General features: G+C 47.7%; 19 protein-coding genes. 7 read left to right on the top strand and 12 right to left on the bottom strand.

Going from position 1 to position 19,198, the window contains the following annotated elements:
- The first annotated feature begins 263 nt into the window (after positions 1–263).
- The 4 genes from PMG71_RS04940 (at position 264) to PMG71_RS04955 (ending at position 5,098) form a co-directional block, all read left to right on the top strand.
- Positions 264–440 (top strand): hypothetical protein, encoded by a 177-nt coding sequence (locus PMG71_RS04940; RefSeq protein WP_283752534.1) that lies wholly within the window; start codon positions 264–266, stop codon positions 438–440.
- Positions 437–1,498, top strand: coding sequence for a DUF3326 domain-containing protein (locus PMG71_RS04945; RefSeq protein WP_283752535.1), 1,062 nt, complete (start codon positions 437–439; stop codon positions 1,496–1,498). The genes PMG71_RS04940 and PMG71_RS04945 overlap by 4 nt, the downstream gene beginning before the upstream one ends.
- 37 nt (positions 1,499–1,535) lie before the next feature.
- On the top strand, positions 1,536–2,123 hold the full coding sequence (locus tag PMG71_RS04950; RefSeq protein ID WP_283752536.1) for a CPBP family intramembrane glutamic endopeptidase: 588 nt from the start codon (positions 1,536–1,538) through the stop codon (positions 2,121–2,123).
- A gap of 119 nt (positions 2,124–2,242) precedes the next feature.
- Positions 2,243–5,098, top strand: coding sequence for a sensor domain-containing protein (locus PMG71_RS04955; RefSeq protein WP_283752537.1), 2,856 nt, complete (start codon positions 2,243–2,245; stop codon positions 5,096–5,098).
- On the opposite strand, the gene wecB is transcribed toward PMG71_RS04955, so the two are convergent.
- A complete protein-coding gene (gene wecB, locus PMG71_RS04960; protein ID WP_283752538.1) occupies positions 5,095–6,207 on the bottom strand; it encodes a non-hydrolyzing UDP-N-acetylglucosamine 2-epimerase in 1,113 nt (370 codons plus the stop codon). The genes PMG71_RS04955 and wecB overlap by 4 nt on opposite strands.
- Before the next feature lie 237 nt (positions 6,208–6,444).
- Between wecB and PMG71_RS04965 the strand changes: the two genes are divergently transcribed.
- Entirely contained in the window at positions 6,445–7,731 is a 1,287-nt protein-coding gene (locus PMG71_RS04965) for a type IV pilus twitching motility protein PilT (RefSeq protein WP_283752539.1), read from the top strand.
- Between the two features lie 15 nt (positions 7,732–7,746).
- The gene (locus tag PMG71_RS04970; RefSeq protein ID WP_283752540.1) at positions 7,747–8,463 is read left to right on the top strand and encodes a circadian clock KaiB family protein; all 717 of its coding nucleotides are present in this window, start codon (positions 7,747–7,749) and stop codon (positions 8,461–8,463) included.
- 8 nt (positions 8,464–8,471) lie between these two features.
- On the opposite strand, the gene PMG71_RS04975 is transcribed toward PMG71_RS04970, so the two are convergent.
- The 8 genes from PMG71_RS04975 to PMG71_RS05010 all read right to left on the bottom strand — a co-directional run bounded on the left by PMG71_RS04975 (position 8,472) and on the right by PMG71_RS05010 (position 15,715).
- Positions 8,472–9,440, bottom strand: coding sequence for an NAD-dependent epimerase/dehydratase family protein (locus PMG71_RS04975; RefSeq protein WP_283752541.1), 969 nt, complete (start codon positions 9,438–9,440; stop codon positions 8,472–8,474).
- Between the two features lie 74 nt (positions 9,441–9,514).
- On the bottom strand, positions 9,515–11,335 hold the full coding sequence (locus PMG71_RS04980; protein ID WP_283752542.1) for an O-linked N-acetylglucosamine transferase, SPINDLY family protein: 1,821 nt from the start codon (positions 11,333–11,335) through the stop codon (positions 9,515–9,517).
- Positions 11,336–11,348: 13 nt separating this feature from the next.
- Positions 11,349–11,675, bottom strand: a complete 327-nt coding sequence (locus PMG71_RS04985; protein WP_283752543.1) for a hypothetical protein — start codon at positions 11,673–11,675, stop codon at positions 11,349–11,351.
- Between the two features lie 320 nt (positions 11,676–11,995).
- Positions 11,996–13,906: an asparagine synthase-related protein gene (locus tag PMG71_RS04990; protein WP_488199577.1), complete on the bottom strand. Its 1,911-nt coding sequence runs from the start codon at positions 13,904–13,906 to the stop codon at positions 11,996–11,998.
- A gap of 17 nt (positions 13,907–13,923) precedes the next feature.
- Entirely contained in the window at positions 13,924–14,385 is a 462-nt protein-coding gene (locus tag PMG71_RS04995; RefSeq protein WP_283752545.1) for a lasso peptide biosynthesis B2 protein, read from the bottom strand.
- On the bottom strand, positions 14,354–14,650 hold the full coding sequence (locus PMG71_RS05000) for a lasso peptide biosynthesis PqqD family chaperone (RefSeq protein WP_283752546.1): 297 nt from the start codon (positions 14,648–14,650) through the stop codon (positions 14,354–14,356). Before PMG71_RS05000 ends, PMG71_RS04995 begins: the two co-directional genes overlap by 32 nt.
- Positions 14,651–14,808: 158 nt before the next feature.
- On the bottom strand, positions 14,809–15,375 hold the full coding sequence (locus tag PMG71_RS05005) for a hypothetical protein (RefSeq protein ID WP_283752547.1): 567 nt from the start codon (positions 15,373–15,375) through the stop codon (positions 14,809–14,811).
- Entirely contained in the window at positions 15,284–15,715 is a 432-nt protein-coding gene (locus PMG71_RS05010) for a hypothetical protein (protein ID WP_283752548.1), read from the bottom strand. Before PMG71_RS05010 ends, PMG71_RS05005 begins: the two co-directional genes overlap by 92 nt.
- 193 nt (positions 15,716–15,908) lie before the next feature.
- Here PMG71_RS05010 and PMG71_RS05015 point away from each other — a divergent pair, with 193 nt between their 5' ends.
- Positions 15,909–16,127, top strand: coding sequence for a Nif11-like leader peptide family natural product precursor (locus tag PMG71_RS05015; protein WP_283752549.1), 219 nt, complete (start codon positions 15,909–15,911; stop codon positions 16,125–16,127).
- Here PMG71_RS05015 and PMG71_RS05020 read toward each other — a convergent pair.
- Genes PMG71_RS05020 through PMG71_RS05030 form a run of 3 tightly spaced genes read right to left on the bottom strand, consistent with a single transcriptional unit; the run spans position 16,107 to position 19,177 of the window.
- Entirely contained in the window at positions 16,107–17,339 is a 1,233-nt protein-coding gene (locus tag PMG71_RS05020; protein WP_283752550.1) for a cytochrome P450, read from the bottom strand. The genes PMG71_RS05015 and PMG71_RS05020 overlap by 21 nt on opposite strands.
- A gap of 10 nt (positions 17,340–17,349) precedes the next feature.
- Positions 17,350–18,114, bottom strand: coding sequence for an SAM-dependent methyltransferase (locus tag PMG71_RS05025; RefSeq protein WP_283752551.1), 765 nt, complete (start codon positions 18,112–18,114; stop codon positions 17,350–17,352).
- 4 nt (positions 18,115–18,118) lie between these two features.
- A complete protein-coding gene (locus PMG71_RS05030; protein WP_283752552.1) occupies positions 18,119–19,177 on the bottom strand; it encodes a hypothetical protein in 1,059 nt (352 codons plus the stop codon).
- Between the last annotated feature and the right edge of the window lie 21 nt (positions 19,178–19,198).

A 19,198-nucleotide genomic window follows, 5' to 3' on the forward strand; every position in this document is an offset into this window, starting at 1 on the left:
TACAGCAGTTTTCGCGCTTTATGTGGGACATCTTGATCCCCCTTTCATGTCCGCTTGCGGAAAATCCCCCTTAAAAAGGGGGACTTTCCTATTCCCCCCTTTTTAAGGGGGGCAAGGGGGGATCTTTTCCTACTGTCCACCGATACGGCGCTTTGCGCTATATCCCTCTCCCCCTCCGAGAGGGACTTTTCCCCCTTCTCCCGTGGGAGAAGGGGTTGGGGGATGAGGGCAAAATCAGGTCTGTTTACCCAGAGCATAAATAAATGACAACTCACTTTATTACAGCCGAAATTGATTTACAAGCTACGCCCAACCAACTGCATCAAGCCATTGAAGCGGAATTGGAAAAGCGGGGCGAACCCTTGCGTTGGGCAGTGACTGCCGTAGATGAAGAGCAGCAGAAGGCGACGGTGGAAGCAGTGGTGATCGAACAAGCGTGAACCGCCCTTATACCGTAGTTTTAATCATCCCCACAGGTATTGGTGCAGCCATTGGGGGCTATGCGGGGGATGCCTTGCCCGTGGCGAAGGCGATCGCCTCCATTAGCGATCGCCTCATTTCCCATCCCAATGTCCTCAATGGTGCATCCCTCTACTGGAATATTGCCAACAGCTTTTATGTAGAAGGCTATGCCCTAGACCGGTTTGCCAGTCAACACTGGGGACTGCGCCCAGTCAAAAGTAACCGGATTGGCTTACTTTTGGATCGGGCGATCGAGCCAGACTTACGCACTCGCCATCTACAAGTCGCTGATGCAGCGCGGGCAACCCTGGGCTTAAATATTACCGGCTATGTCATCACCGACGCGCCCCTAGAAGTGAGCTTAACCCAAGGTGGTAGTCATGCCAGTTGGGGAACCCTGGGCAACCCCGATAGCCTGCTGAGAGCAGCCGAAAAACTCAAGGATGAACAGGGAGCAGAGGCGATCGCCGTAGTCGCCAGATTTCCCGACGACACCGAGAGCGAAGCCTTGCAAAACTATCGCCAAGGGCAAGGAGTCGATCCGATTGCTGGTCTAGAAGCCATCATCTCCCATCTCGTGGTTCGCACCTTTGGCATCCCCTGCGCCCATGCTCCTGCCCTGCAACCCCTACCCCTTAACCCCAAGCTCTCCCCCCGTTCTGCTGCCGAAGAACTCGGCTATACCTTTTTACCTTGCGTTTTAGTCGGCTTAAGTCGCGCCCCCCAACTGCTGACTCCCCTAGCGCCCTATCGTCCGCAACCGACGGATATTTGGGCGGATCAAGTCGATGCAGTGGTGATTCCCGCAACGGCTTGTGGAGGGAGTGCTATCTTAAAGTTAAGTCAAACCCAGACTTGCATTATTGCTGTAAATGAGAATAAGACCGAGATGCGATCGCCTCCAGAGCTACTCAAAATTCCAGTAGTGCCAGTAAACTCTTATTTAGAAGCCCTGGGAGTTTTAGTTGCCCATCGATCTGGCGTAAATCTAGACGCTCTTGGGCCGAACCTATTCCCTTTATCGGGGAAAGAGTAAACAACCCCGAAATTGACCTTTTTGCACCTAAAACGCCGTGACTGACCAACAAAATCCAGACTTAGAACCAATGACGCGATCGCAAATTCTCATTGCCATGGGAGTCACTGCTATTATTTTACTGATTGTCGCCAAAGTGTGGTTAACCCTGGGTTCGATTACGCACCTTCGCGCCCAATGGCAAGTCGATAAACTGGCGATCGGTGTTGTTCTTGGCCTAGGAATTACTGCCGCTAGTGCCCTAGTGTATGGCATCTGGCCCGCCTATCGTCAAAGTGCCGATGTTTATCTCGGCCTTGTCCTCAAACCCTTAACCTATCCCGATATCGTCTGGCTAGGCTTACTACCGGGGTTAAGTGAAGAATTTCTCTTTCGAGGGGTGATGCTCCCTGCCCTAGGATTAAACATTACTGGTTTGATCTTATCAAGCCTCTGTTTTGGGGTTTTACACTTAAGTGGGAGCAATCAATGGCCCTATGTGATTTGGGCAACCTTAGTCGGACTCGCCCTAGGATATAGCGCTTTAGCCACAGGTAACTTGCTGGTTCCGATTTTAGCCCATATTCTCACGAATCTAGTCTCTAGTTTCACCTGGAAAATGGGCAATCCTAACCTAAGCGCTTAACCCTCCATTTACTCCGGCTTTTTCAATTCAGCTAGGAGGTTCAGGTGAAAACACACCCATACAACTTGCATCAGATTAGGGTAACTTTGTCAGCTTTGGGTTTATGGAGTTGCTTGTTGTTGTCTGCGTTAGTATTCACCCCTTTAGATAGCACCAACACTCCAATTTTACAGCAGATTCATCCCTTCATCCTCCTCCTGATCGCCTTGGTGATGCTTTCCTATTGGGGAGGATTGCGCGTCGGGTTAGCCAGTGCTGCTTTAGTCAATTTAACCCTGATCTATCAGGTTCTGATTCCTGGCGATCTCCCTGTTTTTCCCCATACCCCTCTAGAATTAACTTTATCTGGATTTCTAGCCCTTAGTATCGCCTTTTTCATCGGTCATAGCCAAGATCAGAAGAAATTGCTGCTCGGTAAGCTGCAAGCTACTCAAAGTTCCTTAGATAAAAGTTTAGATAGACTCACCAGTTATAATCTCTTACTGCAAGAACTCCTGCGGGAAAGCCATGTATATTATCAATCTCTAGCCGATCTTTTACCCCAAATCATCTATCGGGTAGATCTTGAAGGTAAGTTGACCTTTGGGAATCAAGCCTTTTTAAGAACCATAGGACGGGAATGGAATGAAGCGATCGGACAATCCTTAGATCAACTTTATCCTCCCCAGTTAGCACAACAATTTATTGATCAAGATCAATGGGTTCAGAACACAGGAAAAGCCTTAGATCAAGTTGATACTCAGTATTTGACTTCTAGCGATCGCCCCCAGTATTTTCATGTGATTAAAACCCCCATAAGTAATGCCCATGGCGAGATTATTGGCACACAATCAATTAGCTTAGATATTACGGAGCATCAAAGCATTTTAGAAGCTCTGACCAAAAGTCAAAAGCGCTATGAAATGGCAACTAAAGCAGGAAGAGTCGGTATTTGGGAATGGGATTTGCTCGAAAATGAATTTAGGTTAGATACCAGTTTACAGCAGTTGTTGGGGTATTCAACGGAAGAGAATAAAACCCATGTCAAAGATTGGTCAGAACGAATTTATCATGAAGACAAAATAAAGTTTTTTAGACAAATCGATAAAGTCATTAAGGGAGAAATAAAAACCTATGAAATTGTCCAGCGATTACTTCACACAAATGGAAATATTCGCTGGTTTTTGCTGCGAGGAACAGTACAAAAAAACGATCTAAATCAAGCGTTTCAGTTGATGGGAACAGGCACAGATATTACAGAACTAAAAGAAACTGAAGAAGCTCTTATAAAAGCGAAAAAAAAATATCATAGTATCTTTGAAAATGCCATTGAAGGGATTTTTCAAAGCAGATTGGATGGTAAATTTATTAATGTTAATCCTGCGTTTGCGAAGATTTTAGGCTATAACTCACCACAAACTCTCATCCCAAGTATTGATAATATTGCAGAACAAGTTTATGTAGATATAGAACAGCGAGACAGGTTGATCGCCCTGATTGAAGAAAAGGGGGAAATTTTAGGATTTGAATATCAAGTGTATCGTTTAGATCGAAGCAAAATTTGGATTTCCGAAAATTGTCATGCCGTCCGAGATTCTGAAGGTAATCTGCTATATTTAGAAGGGACAATTGAAGATATTACCGAGCGCAAAAAAGCCCAAAAAATTTTAGAATATCATGCTTTTCATGACCCCTTAACCGGTTTATTGAACCGCTCTGCCTTCATCGATAAAATTGAAGAATGCTTAAAAGAAGTACGCGAAAAACCCGGCCGTTTTTTTACGATCTTAACCATCGATCTCAATCGATTTAAGATTATTAATGATAGTTTGGGACACTTTGTCGGCGATCAACTCCTGATTAGTGTGGCCAGACGCTTAGAAAGTTATATTGCTAATTGTGGGATTGTTTCTCGCTTGAATGGCGATGATTTTGCAGTGCTAATTCCAGAAATTCAGAATTATGAAGAAATTATGGACTTAGCGGATTGTATGGAAGAAGCTTTTGCGAATGAACCGTTTTGGGTGCAAGGTCATGAAGTATTTATGAGCGCCAGTATAGGGATTGTTTTATCTCATCATGCTTCTACGGGTTTGGTCTATGAGGATGCAGAACGTTTACTCAAAGATGCAGATACGGCTATTTACCATGCTAAACGCAAGGGAAAAAATCATCACCAACTGTTTGATAGCACTATGCGCTCGGTGGATGAATGTCAATTTCAATTAGAAATGGATTTACGCCGGGCAATTGAGCGGCAGGAGTTTTGTTTATACTATCAACCGATTATTGATTTAAATAAGGGAAAAATCAGTGGTTTTGAATCTTTGATTCGCTGGAAAAATCAGGATAATAAAGTAATTAGTCCTAGTAAGTTTATTCCTTTGGCGGAAGTAACAGGACTGATTGTGGCTATAGGAGAATGGGTGATTGATGAAGCCTGTAGACAAATTAAGCAATGGCAAGAGGATGGCTTATTATTACAGCCCATTTATGTGAATGTGAATGTGGCCGGTCGCCAGTTTGCCCAAGCAGGATTGGTGGAGATTATTATGCAATCTTTGCAGCGCCATCAGTTGCCCCCTGATTATTTCCAAGTGGAAATTACGGAGGGGTTGATGATGGAAAATTTGGACTCGGTGGTGCGTCAATTATGCCAATTGCAAGAGTTAGGCGTTAATCTTTGTATTGATGATTTTGGGACGGGTCATTCGAGTTTAAGTCGCCTCCAGTTGTTTCCGATTGATACCCTGAAGATCGATCGATCTTTTATTCCTTTGCATTCTCAGGTGGAAAAAGATTGGGAGTTGGTAAAATCGATTGTGAATTTGGGCCATAGTTTGTCGATGCGAGTGGTGGCGGAGGGGGTGGAAACGGTGGAACAACAGCAGAAGTTGAAGGAATTGGGGTGTGATTATGGACAAGGGTATCTGTTTGCGAAACCCTTGGAGCAGGAGGCGGTGAGGGAGTTGTTAGGGCGAAATCCGGTTTTCTAAGGTTTGAGGAATTTCCTGACTTGCTCTAGGATGCGTTCAGAGGCGTGGCCGTCTCCGAAGGGGTTGATGGCGGTTGCCATGCGCTGATAGAGGTGGGGTTGCCAGAGGAGTTCGGAGGCAGCGTTAAGGATAGAGTGGGACTCTGTACCGACTAGGCGGGCGGTTCCGGCGGCGATCGCCTCTGGACGCTCTGTAGTCTCCCTTAGCACCAATACCGGTTTGCCTAATGAGGGGGCTTCTTCCTGAAGGCCACCAGAGTCGGTTAAGACGAAATGACAGGCGGCGATCGCCCCGACTAATTGGGCATAATCTAAAGGTTCGGTTAAAAAGATGCGATCGCGGTTGCCCAGCATTCGTTGTAAAGGTTCGCGCACTGTGGGATTGCGGTGTAAGGGCAATACCAGGGCAGTATCGGGAAATTGGGCTAAAATTTGCAGAAATCCAGTGGCGATCGCCTCTAACGGCTCTCCCCAATTTTCCCGCCGATGCACTGTCGCCAATAACACCCGATATTTAGACCAGTCCAACCCCCCAATTTCACACCCGCTCTGAGATTGAGCCACCTTCAAAAGCGCATCAATCACCGTATTTCCCGTTTGGTGAATCTCTCCCACCACCCCAGAGCGCCGTAAATTCTCCACCGCTAACTCCGTAGGGGCAAAATGTAAACTCGCCAATTGCGAAATTAACCGGCGATTAGCCTCCTCTGGATAGGGATTCCAAAGCTGGTCTGTGCGTAATCCAGCCTCCACATGGGCAACAGGGATTTTTTGGTAAAATGCCGCTAACGTAGCTGCAAAGGCCGTCGTTGTATCTCCCTGTACAATCACCAAATCTAACCCCAATTCGGCAAACAGAGCCTCTAAACCCTGCAAACTCCGACAAGTGATATCCGTCAGGGTTTGCTTCGGCTGCATAATCTCCAAATCATGGTCGGCCCTCAGCCCAAACAATTCCATGACCTGGGACACCATCTCTTGATGTTGACCGGTTAAAACCACTTGAGTCTCAAACTCTGGGGCCGAGCGAAATTGCCCAATTACAGGCGCTAACTTAATCGCCTCTGGACGAGTGCCCAAAATAATCCCAATTCGCCAAATTTTAGACATATTTTATACAAACACAACAAAAAAAGGGGGGTACAATAGAAATTGGCTGGTCTCCCTATGGGCTGACCCATCAATGACGGTCAACCTGAAAATTAAAGAGTACAATGAGTTCAACAGTTCTTCAGACCACACCCCTTTGGATGTCATCTTACACCTTAATATTTTGATGTATCGATCGCCGATGTCCGAAGCTCTATAATTTTCCTATACTTTTGATGTATTCAACAGGACTTGGTTATGACCCAATCTCCCCAGAAAACTCCTCCCTCTCCTCCCCCTCGTCCCCCAGCGCCTCCACCGCGCACAACCGCCAGCCCGGATGGAGCCACCCAACAAATGCCGGCCCGCACCATGCCCATGAATCCGCAGGCAGCAAAGGCAGCGAAGGCTAAGGCCGCTCCCCCTCCCGGAGCAGCCCCCAAAGCAGCCAAGCGACAAGCTGCCAAATCCGGGCCAAGTCCGGGTAATCCTACCCTCGAAGAAATTGTCAAACGCGCAGACGAAGAAGGGGTCTCCGATATTCACCTAGGGGTCAATGAGCTTCCCCGCTTTCGGAAACGGGGTGATATTACCAGTTTGGAATATCCCAAAACTGATCTGAATACATTCATGAGCTGGTTGCGAGAATGTATGACGGATGAAGAAATTCGCCAATTCCAAGACCACCTGGATTTTGACGGTGCGTTTGATTTTGGCTTTGTGCGAATTCGGATTAATGTCTTTGATTCCTTGGCGGGGCCAGCCATGGTGTTGCGCTTGATTCCATCCAATATTTTGACGATGGAACAATTGAAATCCCCAGAAGTATTTAAGGATGTCTGTCACTATCACAAGGGACTGGTTCTGGTGACGGGGCCCACGGGTTCCGGGAAATCAACCACGATGGCGGCCCTGATTGACTATATCAATCGGAACATGGCTCACCATATCATCACGATTGAAGACCCGGTGGAATTTGTCCATGTGAGTCAGAAATCTCTGGTGAAACACCGAGAAGTTGGCCGCCATACCCGCGAATTTAAGAATGCCCTAAAAGCCGCTCTGCGGGAAGACCCGGATTTGATGTTGGTGGGGGAAATTCGGGACAAGGAAACCATGGGCATTGCCCTGAAAGCGGCATCTACGGGTCACTTGGTGATGGGAACCCTGCACACTAATAGTGCGGTAAAAACGATTGAGCGGATTATGGGGATGTTTCCCCCGGCAGAACAGCCAGCCCTGCGGGTTTCACTTGCGGAGTCTTTAGTCTGCATCATTGCTCAGGGACTCTGTAAAACCACGGATGGTAAACGGGCGGCATTCCATGACATTATGATCGCGACCGATGCAGTCAAGGAATATGTGATCAAAAATGACTTAGAGGCGATTACCCAAATCATGCTCCGGTCAGAGTTTGAAGGGATGACGACCATGAATAAGGCTCTCTATAACCTCTATCAAGAGGGTCGAATTACGGAAGAAACAGCCCTAGAGAAATCGCCAACGCCAAATGAAATGGCCCAATTCCTCCGAGGTCGGATGTAATTCAGACTGACGGGAATGATTATATCAGAGTCATTCAAGGCGATCGCCCTATTTACACCTGGGGGGGATATCGTTTACTGCATCGATCCGAGTAAACGGAATCGATGGCATATCGATCTGTGTGCTAAATTGCAAACGCTCTTGGATCTTAGTGCTACCCCCCATTTTTTAGTACCTTGTTATACGGCGACTCTGGATCGGTGGCTCGATCCCCAAACTCAACACCTCCATTGTGTCGCCGAAGCTTACCCCCTAGTCTTTCATTATGCTCCTCTCTTAAATGCCCTATTTGGCTTAGAGGTGGAGTGGAAACCGGTCTCTGTATCTCCTGAATTGTGCGATCCGATGGCGATCGCCTCCTACTACGAGCAATTTCCCCAACTGTGGGAAGATCATGATTGGGTGGTGCGAGTCCAAAACCCCTCCCTAGAAGAGACTCCACCGGATTTATCCTTAGAAGAATTCAACCCCCATGGTTATATTTTTCGCTTATTTGTCTCTGGAAATCACAACAGTACAGAGCGACTATTACAAAAAGTACATTCGTTTCTAGAACAAAGTCTTTCTCAACCCTACACCTTGAAAGTCATTGATATTCTCAAACATCCCGATCGCGCTGAACAAGACCAAGTTTTAGCCACCCCCACCTTACTCCGGGTTTGGCCCCAACCCATACGTCGCGTGGTCGGAGAAATTGAGCATCAGCAACAACTGGTTCGCTTAATTCATTAGAACGGTGTTTAACCGGACTGGATATAAAACTCCCGGCGAAACCATGCTACCGTTTCTGATAAGCCATCTGAGAGCGATCGCTCCAAAGAAAAGCCAGTAGCGAGCAATTTTTGATTGCAGCCGATCCAGTGGATGGGATCGCCGCTTCTACGATCGCCGGTAAAAACAATGCGATCGGGATGGCGATCGGCTAAAGTAACGATGAGGGTGGCTAGGTCGCGGATCGTGATTCCTTCAGCAGAGCAAACATTGAAGATTGGCGCATTGATTTTGGCTTCGTTCGCCAGCCATATCAAAGCGCGAGCAGCATCGCTGACGTGAACGAAATCGCGCATTTCGCAGCCATCGCCAAACAGCTCGATCGCCTCGTCAGAAAGCAAAGTTTTACATAGAATATCAAATATCACTTGTTTCTGTTGCCTCGGCCCGTAGAGAGAAAAGATACGGGCGATCGCGCTTTGAAAGCCGTAGCACTGGGAGAAGACGCGAATGTACTCCTCAGCAGCCAACTTACTCACACCATAAGGAGAAATCGGTCGAGTCGCTGTCTCTTCGTCAATGGGAACTTGTCGGGGTTCCCCATAGACTGCTGCCGTTGAAGCATAGACCAAGCGACCGGAAAACCCACTGCTGCGGAGGGCTTCGAGCAGGTTAAAAGTTGCTACCAAATTTTGATTAAAATCCAGAGCCGGAGTTTTCACGGAATCGGCAAAATAAACGAATCCTGCGAGGTGGAAAACAGCATCAAAGTGCTGGTGAGCCAAAAGATCCAACAAATTTGGGCTAGTCAGATCCAGTTGGATAAAGTCCTGGGGCAACATCAAGGGTTCGGCTGCTGGCTCTTTTGCTTCCGGTGGATTTCTATCCATACCCGTCACATATCCGCCATGCTTTCTCAGTTGCTGGCAGACTACCCGTCCTAAAAAACCGCTTACTCCGGTTATGAGAATGCGCTTACCTTGAATTGCGATCGCCATTAATCGTTGTCATTAGCCTTACAATTATGCCTCATACCATTTCTGCACTGGTAGGGGCGAACGGCCGTTCGCCCCTACGACCGTTTCGAGACATGAAAAGACCCTACGTTTTCCAGAAAGTTTTCTAAGCCCTTAATACAAGCCCTATCGCCATAAATCTTATGCTTATTTTCCGCCATTCGCGCCCTCACTCGCTCTCGGAAAGGGGCATCTTTGCCCAGACGAATCGCAATCTCGACATAATCTTCTGGGGAGGTGGCAATGGTTTCGGTAACTTGCATCTTTCGCAAAATACCACTGCTCACGCGCCCGCGCAAAAATTCCCCTGGTAGAGTGACGATGGGTAGATTATAAGCAATTCCTTCTAGGGTAGTTGTAGCACCCGCTACGCCGATGCTATCCAGGAAAATATCGGCTAGATCGTTCAGGCGATGGTAACTAGCATGGGATAGGGCTGGCTGCATGACGACATATTGTTGCATGTCCAGACCTTCAAGCGCAAACGCATCCTGCAATCGTTTGCTAAAGATTTTCGTCAGCGCTTCTGACGTTTTGTGCTTCAGAAAGATAAACTGACAGTCGCCCACCGCTTGGGCAATGCGCGGGTAGAACCCATCATATTGTGGTAAATATTTAAACAGGGACTGGGGACAAAAGTAGGCTACGGCTGAAGAACGCAAGCCAAAGTCTTGGCGTTGCTCCGATGAAAGGGTTTCTTCTAGCGGGGTGTAGTACATGGAGAGATTGGGCAATCTAACCAGTTGTTCAGTGTACTGTTTTTCTGCCCGTTCTGGTTCGATGAGCGCTCCACTTAAATAATAATCAATCGTGGGCAAACCACTGGTTACATAGGTCGCCCAAGTGGTGACTTGAACCGGAGCGAGTCGCAAGGCGGAAAGCTGAATGGCCTTAGTATTCATGCTGACTTCGGGATAGAGCAAAATATGGGACTCGTCGGCTTGGATGAGCTGTCCCCATTCCTCTGTTGTATGGGAGCCGGTGACAAATTTGGCTAAACAATTCCGGGCAAATTCGGTTTCTTCATCCTCGGTTTTGTTGAGCGCGTAGCCAATGAGGTGAAATTTCTGGCGATCGAGTTGATCGATCCATCCTTTGATAACATCTTTCCAGATCGAATGGCGATAAAAATGTCCCGACACTATGCCGACTCGGATGGCTTCGTTTGGTTTGGGGGCAACGCTTGGCAGAGACTGCGCCCACTGGGGTGTGGTCAAAATGAGTTGGCTCCGATCCCCCCCAAACCCCCCCTTACGAAAGGGGGGGCTTCCGGAAGCCCCCCTTTTTAAGGGGGGTTTGGGGGGATCCGACGACTGGGAGAGTCCATGAACGATCGGCTGGTTTTCACTACACCCCGCCCACTGGGGATAGCGAGCGGCCATTATTCGGGTGATGAGCTGCCCGTAAAGGCGCATTAAGTCTAGATCGTCCTCGCCTTGGTAGGCTAAATAAAAAGGCGTAATGCGGCCAACTGCGTCTGCTAGGGCGGCGATCGCCTCTGGTATAGCTCGGTCGATTTTCTCGCTCAAGGATATCAGTTGTTGCTGGTATTGTTTGCGACTGTGCCATACTTCCTCTGGCTGCCGATAGACAATGGGTAATTGCAACATACAGCGATAAAAGTCGGGCTGTAGGGACTCCGGGTCAATTGCTGCTGCTGTGTTGCAACAATCCCATGCTTCTGGTAATTGACCGATCTGGTGATAGGCTTGTGCTAAAGCCAGATGGGTTGTGATGCAGTTCGGTTCCACCTCCAGAGACCGCCGATACCAAGCAACGGCTAAGGCGCTGAGTTTGGGGTCTGGTGGATGCCGAAGAAAGGAAGCCGCTATGCGGTTGTATTCTGCTGCTTGGGCTGGTGGGTTGGGGTTAAGCAATATTAGTAATTCCTTACGCCTCAATACCTTTCAATTGCTCTGCCTTTGCTTGCAAGCGCTTTAGCATCCGAGATTCGCCAATCCACTCATCAAAGTCAAAGGTATGCTGTAGCTCGTCGTTATTGAAACGACGCAGAAACTCCTCAGTAGATTGCCGATACTTGGCCTCAAATTCCTGCAAGCGGTCTTCAGTTTGCCGAATCCCATCTGAGAGAGAACACAATCGTTCTGCCATGGTTCTCTCTATAAATATCTTGAGCGCTTCTGGATCGCTACATCTAATCTTGAGTTCTGCCTTATCGCATTTTTGTGCAATTACTCTATCGCTTGTTTCTAACATCTAATTTACCTTCACTCCGCTCGAAAAACAATTTCTACGATCGCAATTGGGGTCTAGAAACCCGGTTTCTTCAAGAAACCGGGTTTCTAATAGATCCAACGCTACCCGATCAAGGCAATCGTGCATTAAGAAGGCAGAACCGGGGGAGGGGAGCATGCACCACTTTCAGGATTGGGTAGCAACGGACCGCTTTCTGTTTCTCGTACCGCAATTTTATTCAGCTCGGGGGCAAGCCAGATTTTTTTTGCCGGTTGTGGTTGGTTGTTTGGATTTGTATTCATGGTATTGCACTCCTTTCTTAGATAAAGTGACGAAACTAATTAAACTCTAAAGCAATTGACACAGGCTAGGGTAATCAACAGGACTTCTACATCCCGTTTCATTTCTTTGGTTTGCGATATCACCTCTTCTAACTTGTTTAAGTCTACATATTTAGCTGCTGGACGATCGCCCTCCTGCAAGCCAAGCCGATCGCTCAAAACAGGTAGAGCAGGTAGCCATACGCGATCGAGGACAGCAAAAGCAGCCGCTTCTCGTTTAGAGCGATTCCATTGTACTGCGGCTGGCAATATACCTTCAACTGCTCTACGCATCAAGGATCGTCCGCATCCCTGCTGTACGAACTGCTCTGGGGGCGTACCCAGACCAAACTCCAGGATGCGTCGGTCTAGCAGGGGGTAAGAATAGAGCAATCCCTGGCGATCGCCATTGACCGCCCAGGCTTCTATCCGTTTGGTCAAATGCCCGTTATTTAGCCAACGCCACTGATTTGCTTGCACCCCCGGACTCTCCTGCAAGGATGGCCCGCGCATAGCCAAAACTGCCTCTTCATGTTGCTGGGCAAAGCTGGGATTGATGCAGGTTATGGGGTAGCAACTGCTTCTACTGTTCCGTCCGTACCGCCAAGACCAGATCGCTTCGGGAACCAGGGGCAGTAAGACTTTCTTGTAGGCGACACGAGCATCTAATCTGAGAGCGTACAATAGATTAGCGCCCTCCTGTTGGGACAAGCAACGAATTTCTTGATGCAGTTTCCCCCAGCGTCCCCGCAAAAATAGCTCCGACCAAAATCCCCAGCCATGACCCGTAATCGCTTCGTCTCCACCCCAGCCCGAAAGCATGATGCGAACGTCGTCTTGGGCGGCTTGCTCTTGGACGAGTTGCTCGCGAAACATCATCTCTGTTGGGTCGCGGCTGAAGTCTCGCATATAAGTTCTGACCACATCCTCCACCTTTAAGTCGATATATTGGCATTCAATCCCTTCTTGTTGACAAACGGCCTGGATTAACCGGCGCTCGTCATCGGGGCATTCACCTGTGGCTGGGGGCGGCGGAGACCAGGAATAGGCGGTGGGGGTTTTGCCTTGCTGACGGAGCAATTGGGCGGCGATCGCCGTTACGCTAGAGGAATCTAACCCACCACTGAGGTGGCAGCCTACCGGGAAAGGAGTCCGAATTCGGCACTGCACTGCCTCAAAAAGTAGCTCGCGTAACTGCTCTGCATAAGCTTCATCCGAGGGTAGACGTACTTCTCTTACATTATTGAGAGACCAGTATTGAGTCAGTTGGCTAGTCTTTGCAGTCACCGTCAATTGATGAGCTGGCGGCAATTTGACAATATCGGCCAAAAAGGTCTGGCGCTTTTCTGGAAAATAGGTGTCTTCCTGCAAATAAGCGGCTAGTAAAGGTTCGTTGGGGCGGTGCGGAACCTCCGAGCGAGCCAGCACCCCCTCGATATCGGAAGCAAAGATAAAGCTGCGGTTATCTTCGTAGTAATAAAAGGGCTTGAAGCCCATATGGTCTCGACCGCAAAAGAGGATCTGCTGCTTTCGATCCCAGAGGACAAAAGCAAATTCGCCGATTAGCCGACTTACACAGTCTCGCCCCCATTTTTCGTAAGCCAATAAAATCAGAATACTGTCGGGTAGGGTTCGAGCCTCGGCAGATGCCACATTTAGGGCTGCCCAGAGTTCCTGCCGATTATCGATGCGGGCATCAGCAGTGATCACCCAATTGGGATTCTTGGGATGGGCAATGGGCAATTTTTCGTGCAGGGATTCGGGAGTGGAGTGTAACATCAAGTGACCCAATCCCACGGAATTTTCACACCAAGAGCCTTGACCATCTTTACCCCAAGCTGCCATAGATCTTCGCATCGGCTCGATAGTCTCTGAGGTAACTGGCGTACCGTCTTTATAAAAAATGCCGTAGATTCCGCTCAATGTTGGCAATCTCCCTAGAGAATTCTTTAAGCACCAAAAAAAGAAATGACTTTAAATTGAGATTCAATTGTGCCGCCAGTGATGATTTCCTGGCCGACTCTGAGCCAGGCATGGGCTTCGAGTTGGTCGGCATTTTTTTTCAGCCCCAGATAGAGGGTACTGGCAATTTTGCGCCGCCGCAACATTATTTTACCGGCGATCGCCTGTGCCAAACAGTTGCTGCGCCAAGGGGTATAGCGGCTGCTGGTGGCGATCGCCCAAGCGATCTGCCCAACTACTGCCTGTTCTGCTGGCTGAATGCCGTCTTCTGAGGTTTCTTGGTTTAGACCCCCCAAATAGGGGGCGATCCACCGAAAGGGAAAAAGTAGCACACAGCCCCGCGCTAAACCGAGCCAGAGAAACGCCTCTAGGAAAGCTATTTTTCTGTGGCTCGGTTGTTGCCAAAATAGAGCGGCTTTATTCTTCAATAATGCGAACCAGTTTTTCATCGATGATCTTCTGGATAAAAGGCAATACATCTTGCTGACAGGTTTGAGCGTCTACGTCAAACTCCTCTTGTAGGAGGCCGCAGAGTTCGGCCACACTCAAAGGTTGATCCAGTAGCTCCCAGATGCGCGTGCCGACTGGGTTCGTACCGTAGTAGCTATCGCTCTCTATGTTCATCATCACCAGTTCGTCCTCCAGATTGGAGGCCAAAATATCTGGGTTGCGAACAATTTTTTGAGTCAGAGTAATGGTTTGATTTAATCCCATAAAAAACACCTTATTTTTATTCAAACTCTAAAGAAACCCGGTTTCTAGCATAGCCATACAGCAGTTTGCGCTATGAGTGAGGGACATTTCGATCCCCCCAACCCCCCTTAAAAAAGGGGGCAGCAAAAGTCCCCCTTTTCAAGGGGGATTTAGGGGGATCAAAACCTACTGTCCATCAATACAGCGCAAAGGGCCATATCTTCTTCCAGACATTCGATCACTTGGCCGAGCGAAAAATAACTTTGCGGTCGAACCAGCCGTTTGACCTGGATAGTGCCGAGGACTTGAGAAATTTGTTGGAAAACGTTTTCTCTCACGCCCAAAGCTTTAATAAATTCTACTCGGAATACATTCTTCATCAATGCCTCAAACTGTTCCACTTTGGTTAAAGATATCACTGAAACACCGGGCACATCGCCAGGGTCTAGCCAATAGATGCCATACAATTTGCTGGGATGGCTGGCCAGCAACTCTGGCAAATATTTCGTATATTTGTCTTCTTTGTGCCACACTCGTTGCAGGGTCTGGCGATCGTAGTTTAGCTGTTGCAAGGTGTCATTCCACAAGCGAATTTGAGCTAAGGCAGGACAAACTTGCGGCCCTTGATCTGGAGAACAGTCAATTACGCATAAGTCATCGGCTAAAATCCGATAACCGGCTTTTAGGAATCCAGCCGCTAAGGTGGATTTGCCTGCACCCGAACGACCCAGAAATATACATAGCACCGCGATCGCTCTCAACAGCGCTGGCATGGAGGATTAAACGACCCCGTTGGTGCAGCAAGGAGCCGAAACCTTGGGAGAAAAGATAGAGACGTATGAGTTCTTCGGGACAACCGGCAGCAGGATCGATGATAATCTCTTTGCCATCAAGCACTAAATATTTGGCAATCTCATCCACTTTTAGCAGATAAGCTCCTGGTTTGATTTGACTGAACCAGTCCTCATAGACCGGTTCTATGAGGCGATCGCTCACAGGGCCGACAGAAATGCGGACATCAAAATCGGAGTCATTGCCAGAGTAGGGGCGCAACTCAGGACAGACTAACTCAGAAGCAATATTCAAACCACAAGCCGTATATCGATAGAGAGTGTTAAATTCTTTGATAGCAATCCGCTTGTTGAATGTGATGGCTGAGAAACCCGGTTTTTTGAAAAAACCGGGTTTCTTGCTCCGGCAATATCTGCGCTATCCATTTTTACCTACCTCTCCATTTTCTTGGGTTCTCCAGGACTTTTACCATACCGAAAGGAAGTTCATGTCTGTCCAAAATGCTTTACAATTTATACAACAGTTTCGTGCAGATAAACAGCTCAAAACGCTACTTTTAGCCACCTGTAAAAGTCCGGACTTAGAAAGCTTTGTTAACCTGGGTTCTAACCTTGGACTCCATTTCACAGTTGCCGAACTGGAACAGGCGCACAAACATGACTGGGCAATGCGTGGGTTGCTCTATTCACAAGACAACTGGCAATGATTTCAAACCCCGCACGAGGAAAGTTTCCTCCCATTCGAGGGATTCGGTTGCTAAGGATAATTTAGGGAAATGGCACACTAGCGTACTTACGGAAATTTCTGCTACTAATTGGGCTAAGTGCTTTCCGAGACAAATATGAATGCCTTGACCAAAAGAAAGATGGGGATTGGGTTTGCGCCTAATATCAAAGGTGTTCGGGTTGGGGAACTGGGCGGGGTCTCGATTGCCAGCAGCTAGAATACAATGAACGACTTGACCCTGAGCAATGGTTTGATTTGAGAGTTGGATATCCGAGAAGGCTGTACGGGAGATAAACTGAACCGGATTGTCATAGCGCAGAACTTCAGCGATCGCCATTTGGATCGAGTCCGGATTAGCTTGTAGTAGATGGAGCTGCTCTGGGTGATTGAGGAGTGCCAGGACGCTGTTGCCAATTAAATATTTGGTGGTGGAATGTCCGGCAAAAAACATGAGAATTAGGTTTCCTAAGAGTTCTTCTTCACTTAATTGCCCCTCAGCTTGTGCTTTAATCAGCGTACTAATCAGGTGGTTGTGGGGTTGAGAAGGGTTACGATCTTTAGAAATCCAATTGCGGAAGTATTCGGCAAAATTGGCGATCGCCAACAGACCTCGCTCATTGTCTAGCGCACTCACATCAAGGTCAATAATCGAAGACAAATCGTGAGACCACTGGGGGAACTGAGGATGCCGTTCTTCTGGCAAGATTCCCAATATCTGGCAAATCCCGTACATGGTGAGAGGATAAGCCAGATCGCTCATAATGTCTATCCGCTCTAAGCCTTCAAACCCCGCAATTAAGCGATCGGCCTCGGTCTGAATTTGGCTGCGCCATGTTTGCACTTGCCCAATTGTGAAGGAATTCTGGAACAGTTGGCGAATTCTAGTATGGGTAGGAGGATTACTGAGGATTACCCATAACCTCATCAGTCTTTGGCTTGAGAATCGCAAAGATAAGAATCGATCCAGAAGGTTGTGTCCTTGAATGGGATGGGGTGGCAATGACTCTGGATGACCAAAACTTCGATTGTGCAGGACTTCCACCATATCAGCGTAGCGGGTCAGCACCCAATCTCTTCCTTCCGTTCGGTAGTAGATAGGATGGTGAGTTCGCAGGTAATCATAGGTGGGATAGGGGTTGGCGCGAAATTCTGGCGATCGCGGATTGAAGGGTAAAGGCATGTTTTCACTCATCTTTTATTCCTCAATCTGCAACAATATCGATAAGGGGAAATGACAGAGACCAGGTTACTGGCGATGCAAGGGCAGCATTGACATAACCGAGAAAGTAGTTAAGCTGTCCAGGAGGCTTATTTTCCCCATAGACCCGATCTAAATTTTCCTTCCAGAGGACAAACGTTCGCAGTGCTTGAAATCGCCTGCTTTGGGTAAATTGAATTTTCCAGCCTGCTTCCTCCACGTATTGCAGTAATTCCGAAACCGAACACATCAGCATCGACCCCCCAAACGTTTCCCTCTCTCCCAAGTAGTGGTCTCCAACGCAGTGGACTGAGATAATCATACGGGGAGCTAAGGAGCGCAGTTGTCGCAGCAGTTTCAGCTTGTCGCGAATATGGGAGAGGATTTCAATGCCAAAAATCAGGTCATACTTGCCCCCCAACTCATCTCGTTCCAAGTTTTTGTAGGATGCATTGAAACCCTGACTGCGGCAATAGTCTGCCTGGGTTTCGCTGAAAGAGATACCTTCTACAGAGCAATGACATTCGGTAATTAACATCTTGGTGACTCCTCCCCAACCGCAGCCAATATCTAATACATGGGAACCGGTCGTAATGTAGGGATAAAAATTCCGAATCGTTTGTTTCAAACCGGTTTCTAAATCTTCAGAACCACGAAAAAAACCACAATGGTACAGTAATTCCTCACCAATCACCTTTTGCCATTCGGCAACGGGTACGCTGCCATAAAAATCATTTAGATCGAGGTATTCTTCGAGATTGATGTTCATGATGTTATCCAGAGACAAACTTATGTTCAAACCAAAGATAGGCTTTAGCTTCTAGGGGAGATTGGGGACGGTAAACAAGTTTTAGGTGGCTTAATCGGCGATCGAAGAGAGTAAAGCACTCTTTCGACTGTAAAAGAGAAGCAACAATCAACTGACTGGGCCAAGATGCTTGAGCATTGACGGGAGTGGTTTGACCTGGCCAGGTTAACAATGCCTCTTGCTTTTCAGGCAAGCATAACCCTCGTTTGACTAAAAAATCTAAAAGCATAGCCCAGCGAGATTCATGAGGAGGCTGTCCGTGCAAAATACATTCTAATCCAATTTGGGGATAAATGAGCTGACCGACATCAAGACAGACGGTGAGGAGATCGACAAACTCTAACAACTGTTTCATCAAAGCTTGCAGTTCCTGGGTGTCCTGTTGCCAGCCAATCTCTTGTAAGTAGTCTACGAGTGCATCGGGTTGCAAATGTTTGACATTCACTCGTAAAGCAGGCGAGTTTCGAGAGAGCATTACACCAATATGGCTGACAAATACCCCATGGGGACAAGCTCTAAAGCACCGTTCCAGATTATCTTGCCACTTGTGCCAAACCGAACAATCTAGGAGTAAGTTTAGGGATTTTGTGGCAATGGCATAGGTATCGACAGTTGGATTCTTTTCTTGGGGAAAGCCGACAAAAATGGCGGGGAGAGGTAGAAAATCTGATGAGTTGTCGCGATCGTATTCCAACCAAATTTCTGGAATTTCATGAAGAGATAATTCCCATTGTGCCAGAAAATTCTGTAATTGCGACCATCTAGCATCCGTCGGTATGCTCTGGCCTGTAGCAATAGCCATTGCCTGTTGCAGCGATTTTAACTGACTCTCATCCCGGATAATACATTGTTGAAAATCCACCTGGGAAGTATCGGAACTCAGGCGACATTCAAACCCCCCTCGGAGAATCGGAGCCAGATTATCCGTTAATGCTTTTAATCCCCAGATTGCATCGGGTGCAACTAATTTTGGCACGAGATGGGGCAATAGTATATCGATAGACTCTGTTAGAGGTGAGTGCATGGTTTTCTTTGGGGTAGTAAT

The sequence above is a fragment of the Roseofilum acuticapitatum BLCC-M154 genome, from assembly GCF_030068475.1.
Taxonomy (GTDB): domain Bacteria; phylum Cyanobacteriota; class Cyanobacteriia; order Cyanobacteriales; family Desertifilaceae; genus Roseofilum; species Roseofilum acuticapitatum.

Bases quoted from the DNA above. Each gene is read 5' to 3' on its own strand.
- PMG71_RS05025 (WP_283752551.1), bottom strand. From the start codon at position 18,114: ATGAACATCAATCTCGAAGAATACCTCGATCTAAATGATTTTTATGGC.
- PMG71_RS04995 (WP_283752545.1), bottom strand. From the start codon at position 14,385: ATGAAAAACTGGTTCGCATTATTGAAGAATAAAGCCGCTCTATTTTGG.
- wecB (WP_283752538.1), bottom strand. From the start codon at position 6,207: ATGTCTAAAATTTGGCGAATTGGGATTATTTTGGGCACTCGTCCAGAG.
- PMG71_RS05015 (WP_283752549.1), top strand. From the start codon at position 15,909: ATGTCTGTCCAAAATGCTTTACAATTTATACAACAGTTTCGTGCAGAT.
- PMG71_RS04970 (WP_283752540.1), top strand. From the start codon at position 7,747: ATGATTATATCAGAGTCATTCAAGGCGATCGCCCTATTTACACCTGGG.
- PMG71_RS04985 (WP_283752543.1), bottom strand. From the start codon at position 11,675: ATGTTAGAAACAAGCGATAGAGTAATTGCACAAAAATGCGATAAGGCA.
- PMG71_RS05020 (WP_283752550.1), bottom strand. From the start codon at position 17,339: ATGAGTGAAAACATGCCTTTACCCTTCAATCCGCGATCGCCAGAATTT.
- PMG71_RS05000 (WP_283752546.1), bottom strand. From the start codon at position 14,650: ATGGGATTAAATCAAACCATTACTCTGACTCAAAAAATTGTTCGCAAC.
- PMG71_RS05030 (WP_283752552.1), bottom strand. From the start codon at position 19,177: ATGCACTCACCTCTAACAGAGTCTATCGATATACTATTGCCCCATCTC.
- PMG71_RS04975 (WP_283752541.1), bottom strand. From the start codon at position 9,440: ATGGCGATCGCAATTCAAGGTAAGCGCATTCTCATAACCGGAGTAAGC.
- PMG71_RS04940 (WP_283752534.1), top strand. From the start codon at position 264: ATGACAACTCACTTTATTACAGCCGAAATTGATTTACAAGCTACGCCC.
- PMG71_RS04965 (WP_283752539.1), top strand. From the start codon at position 6,445: ATGACCCAATCTCCCCAGAAAACTCCTCCCTCTCCTCCCCCTCGTCCC.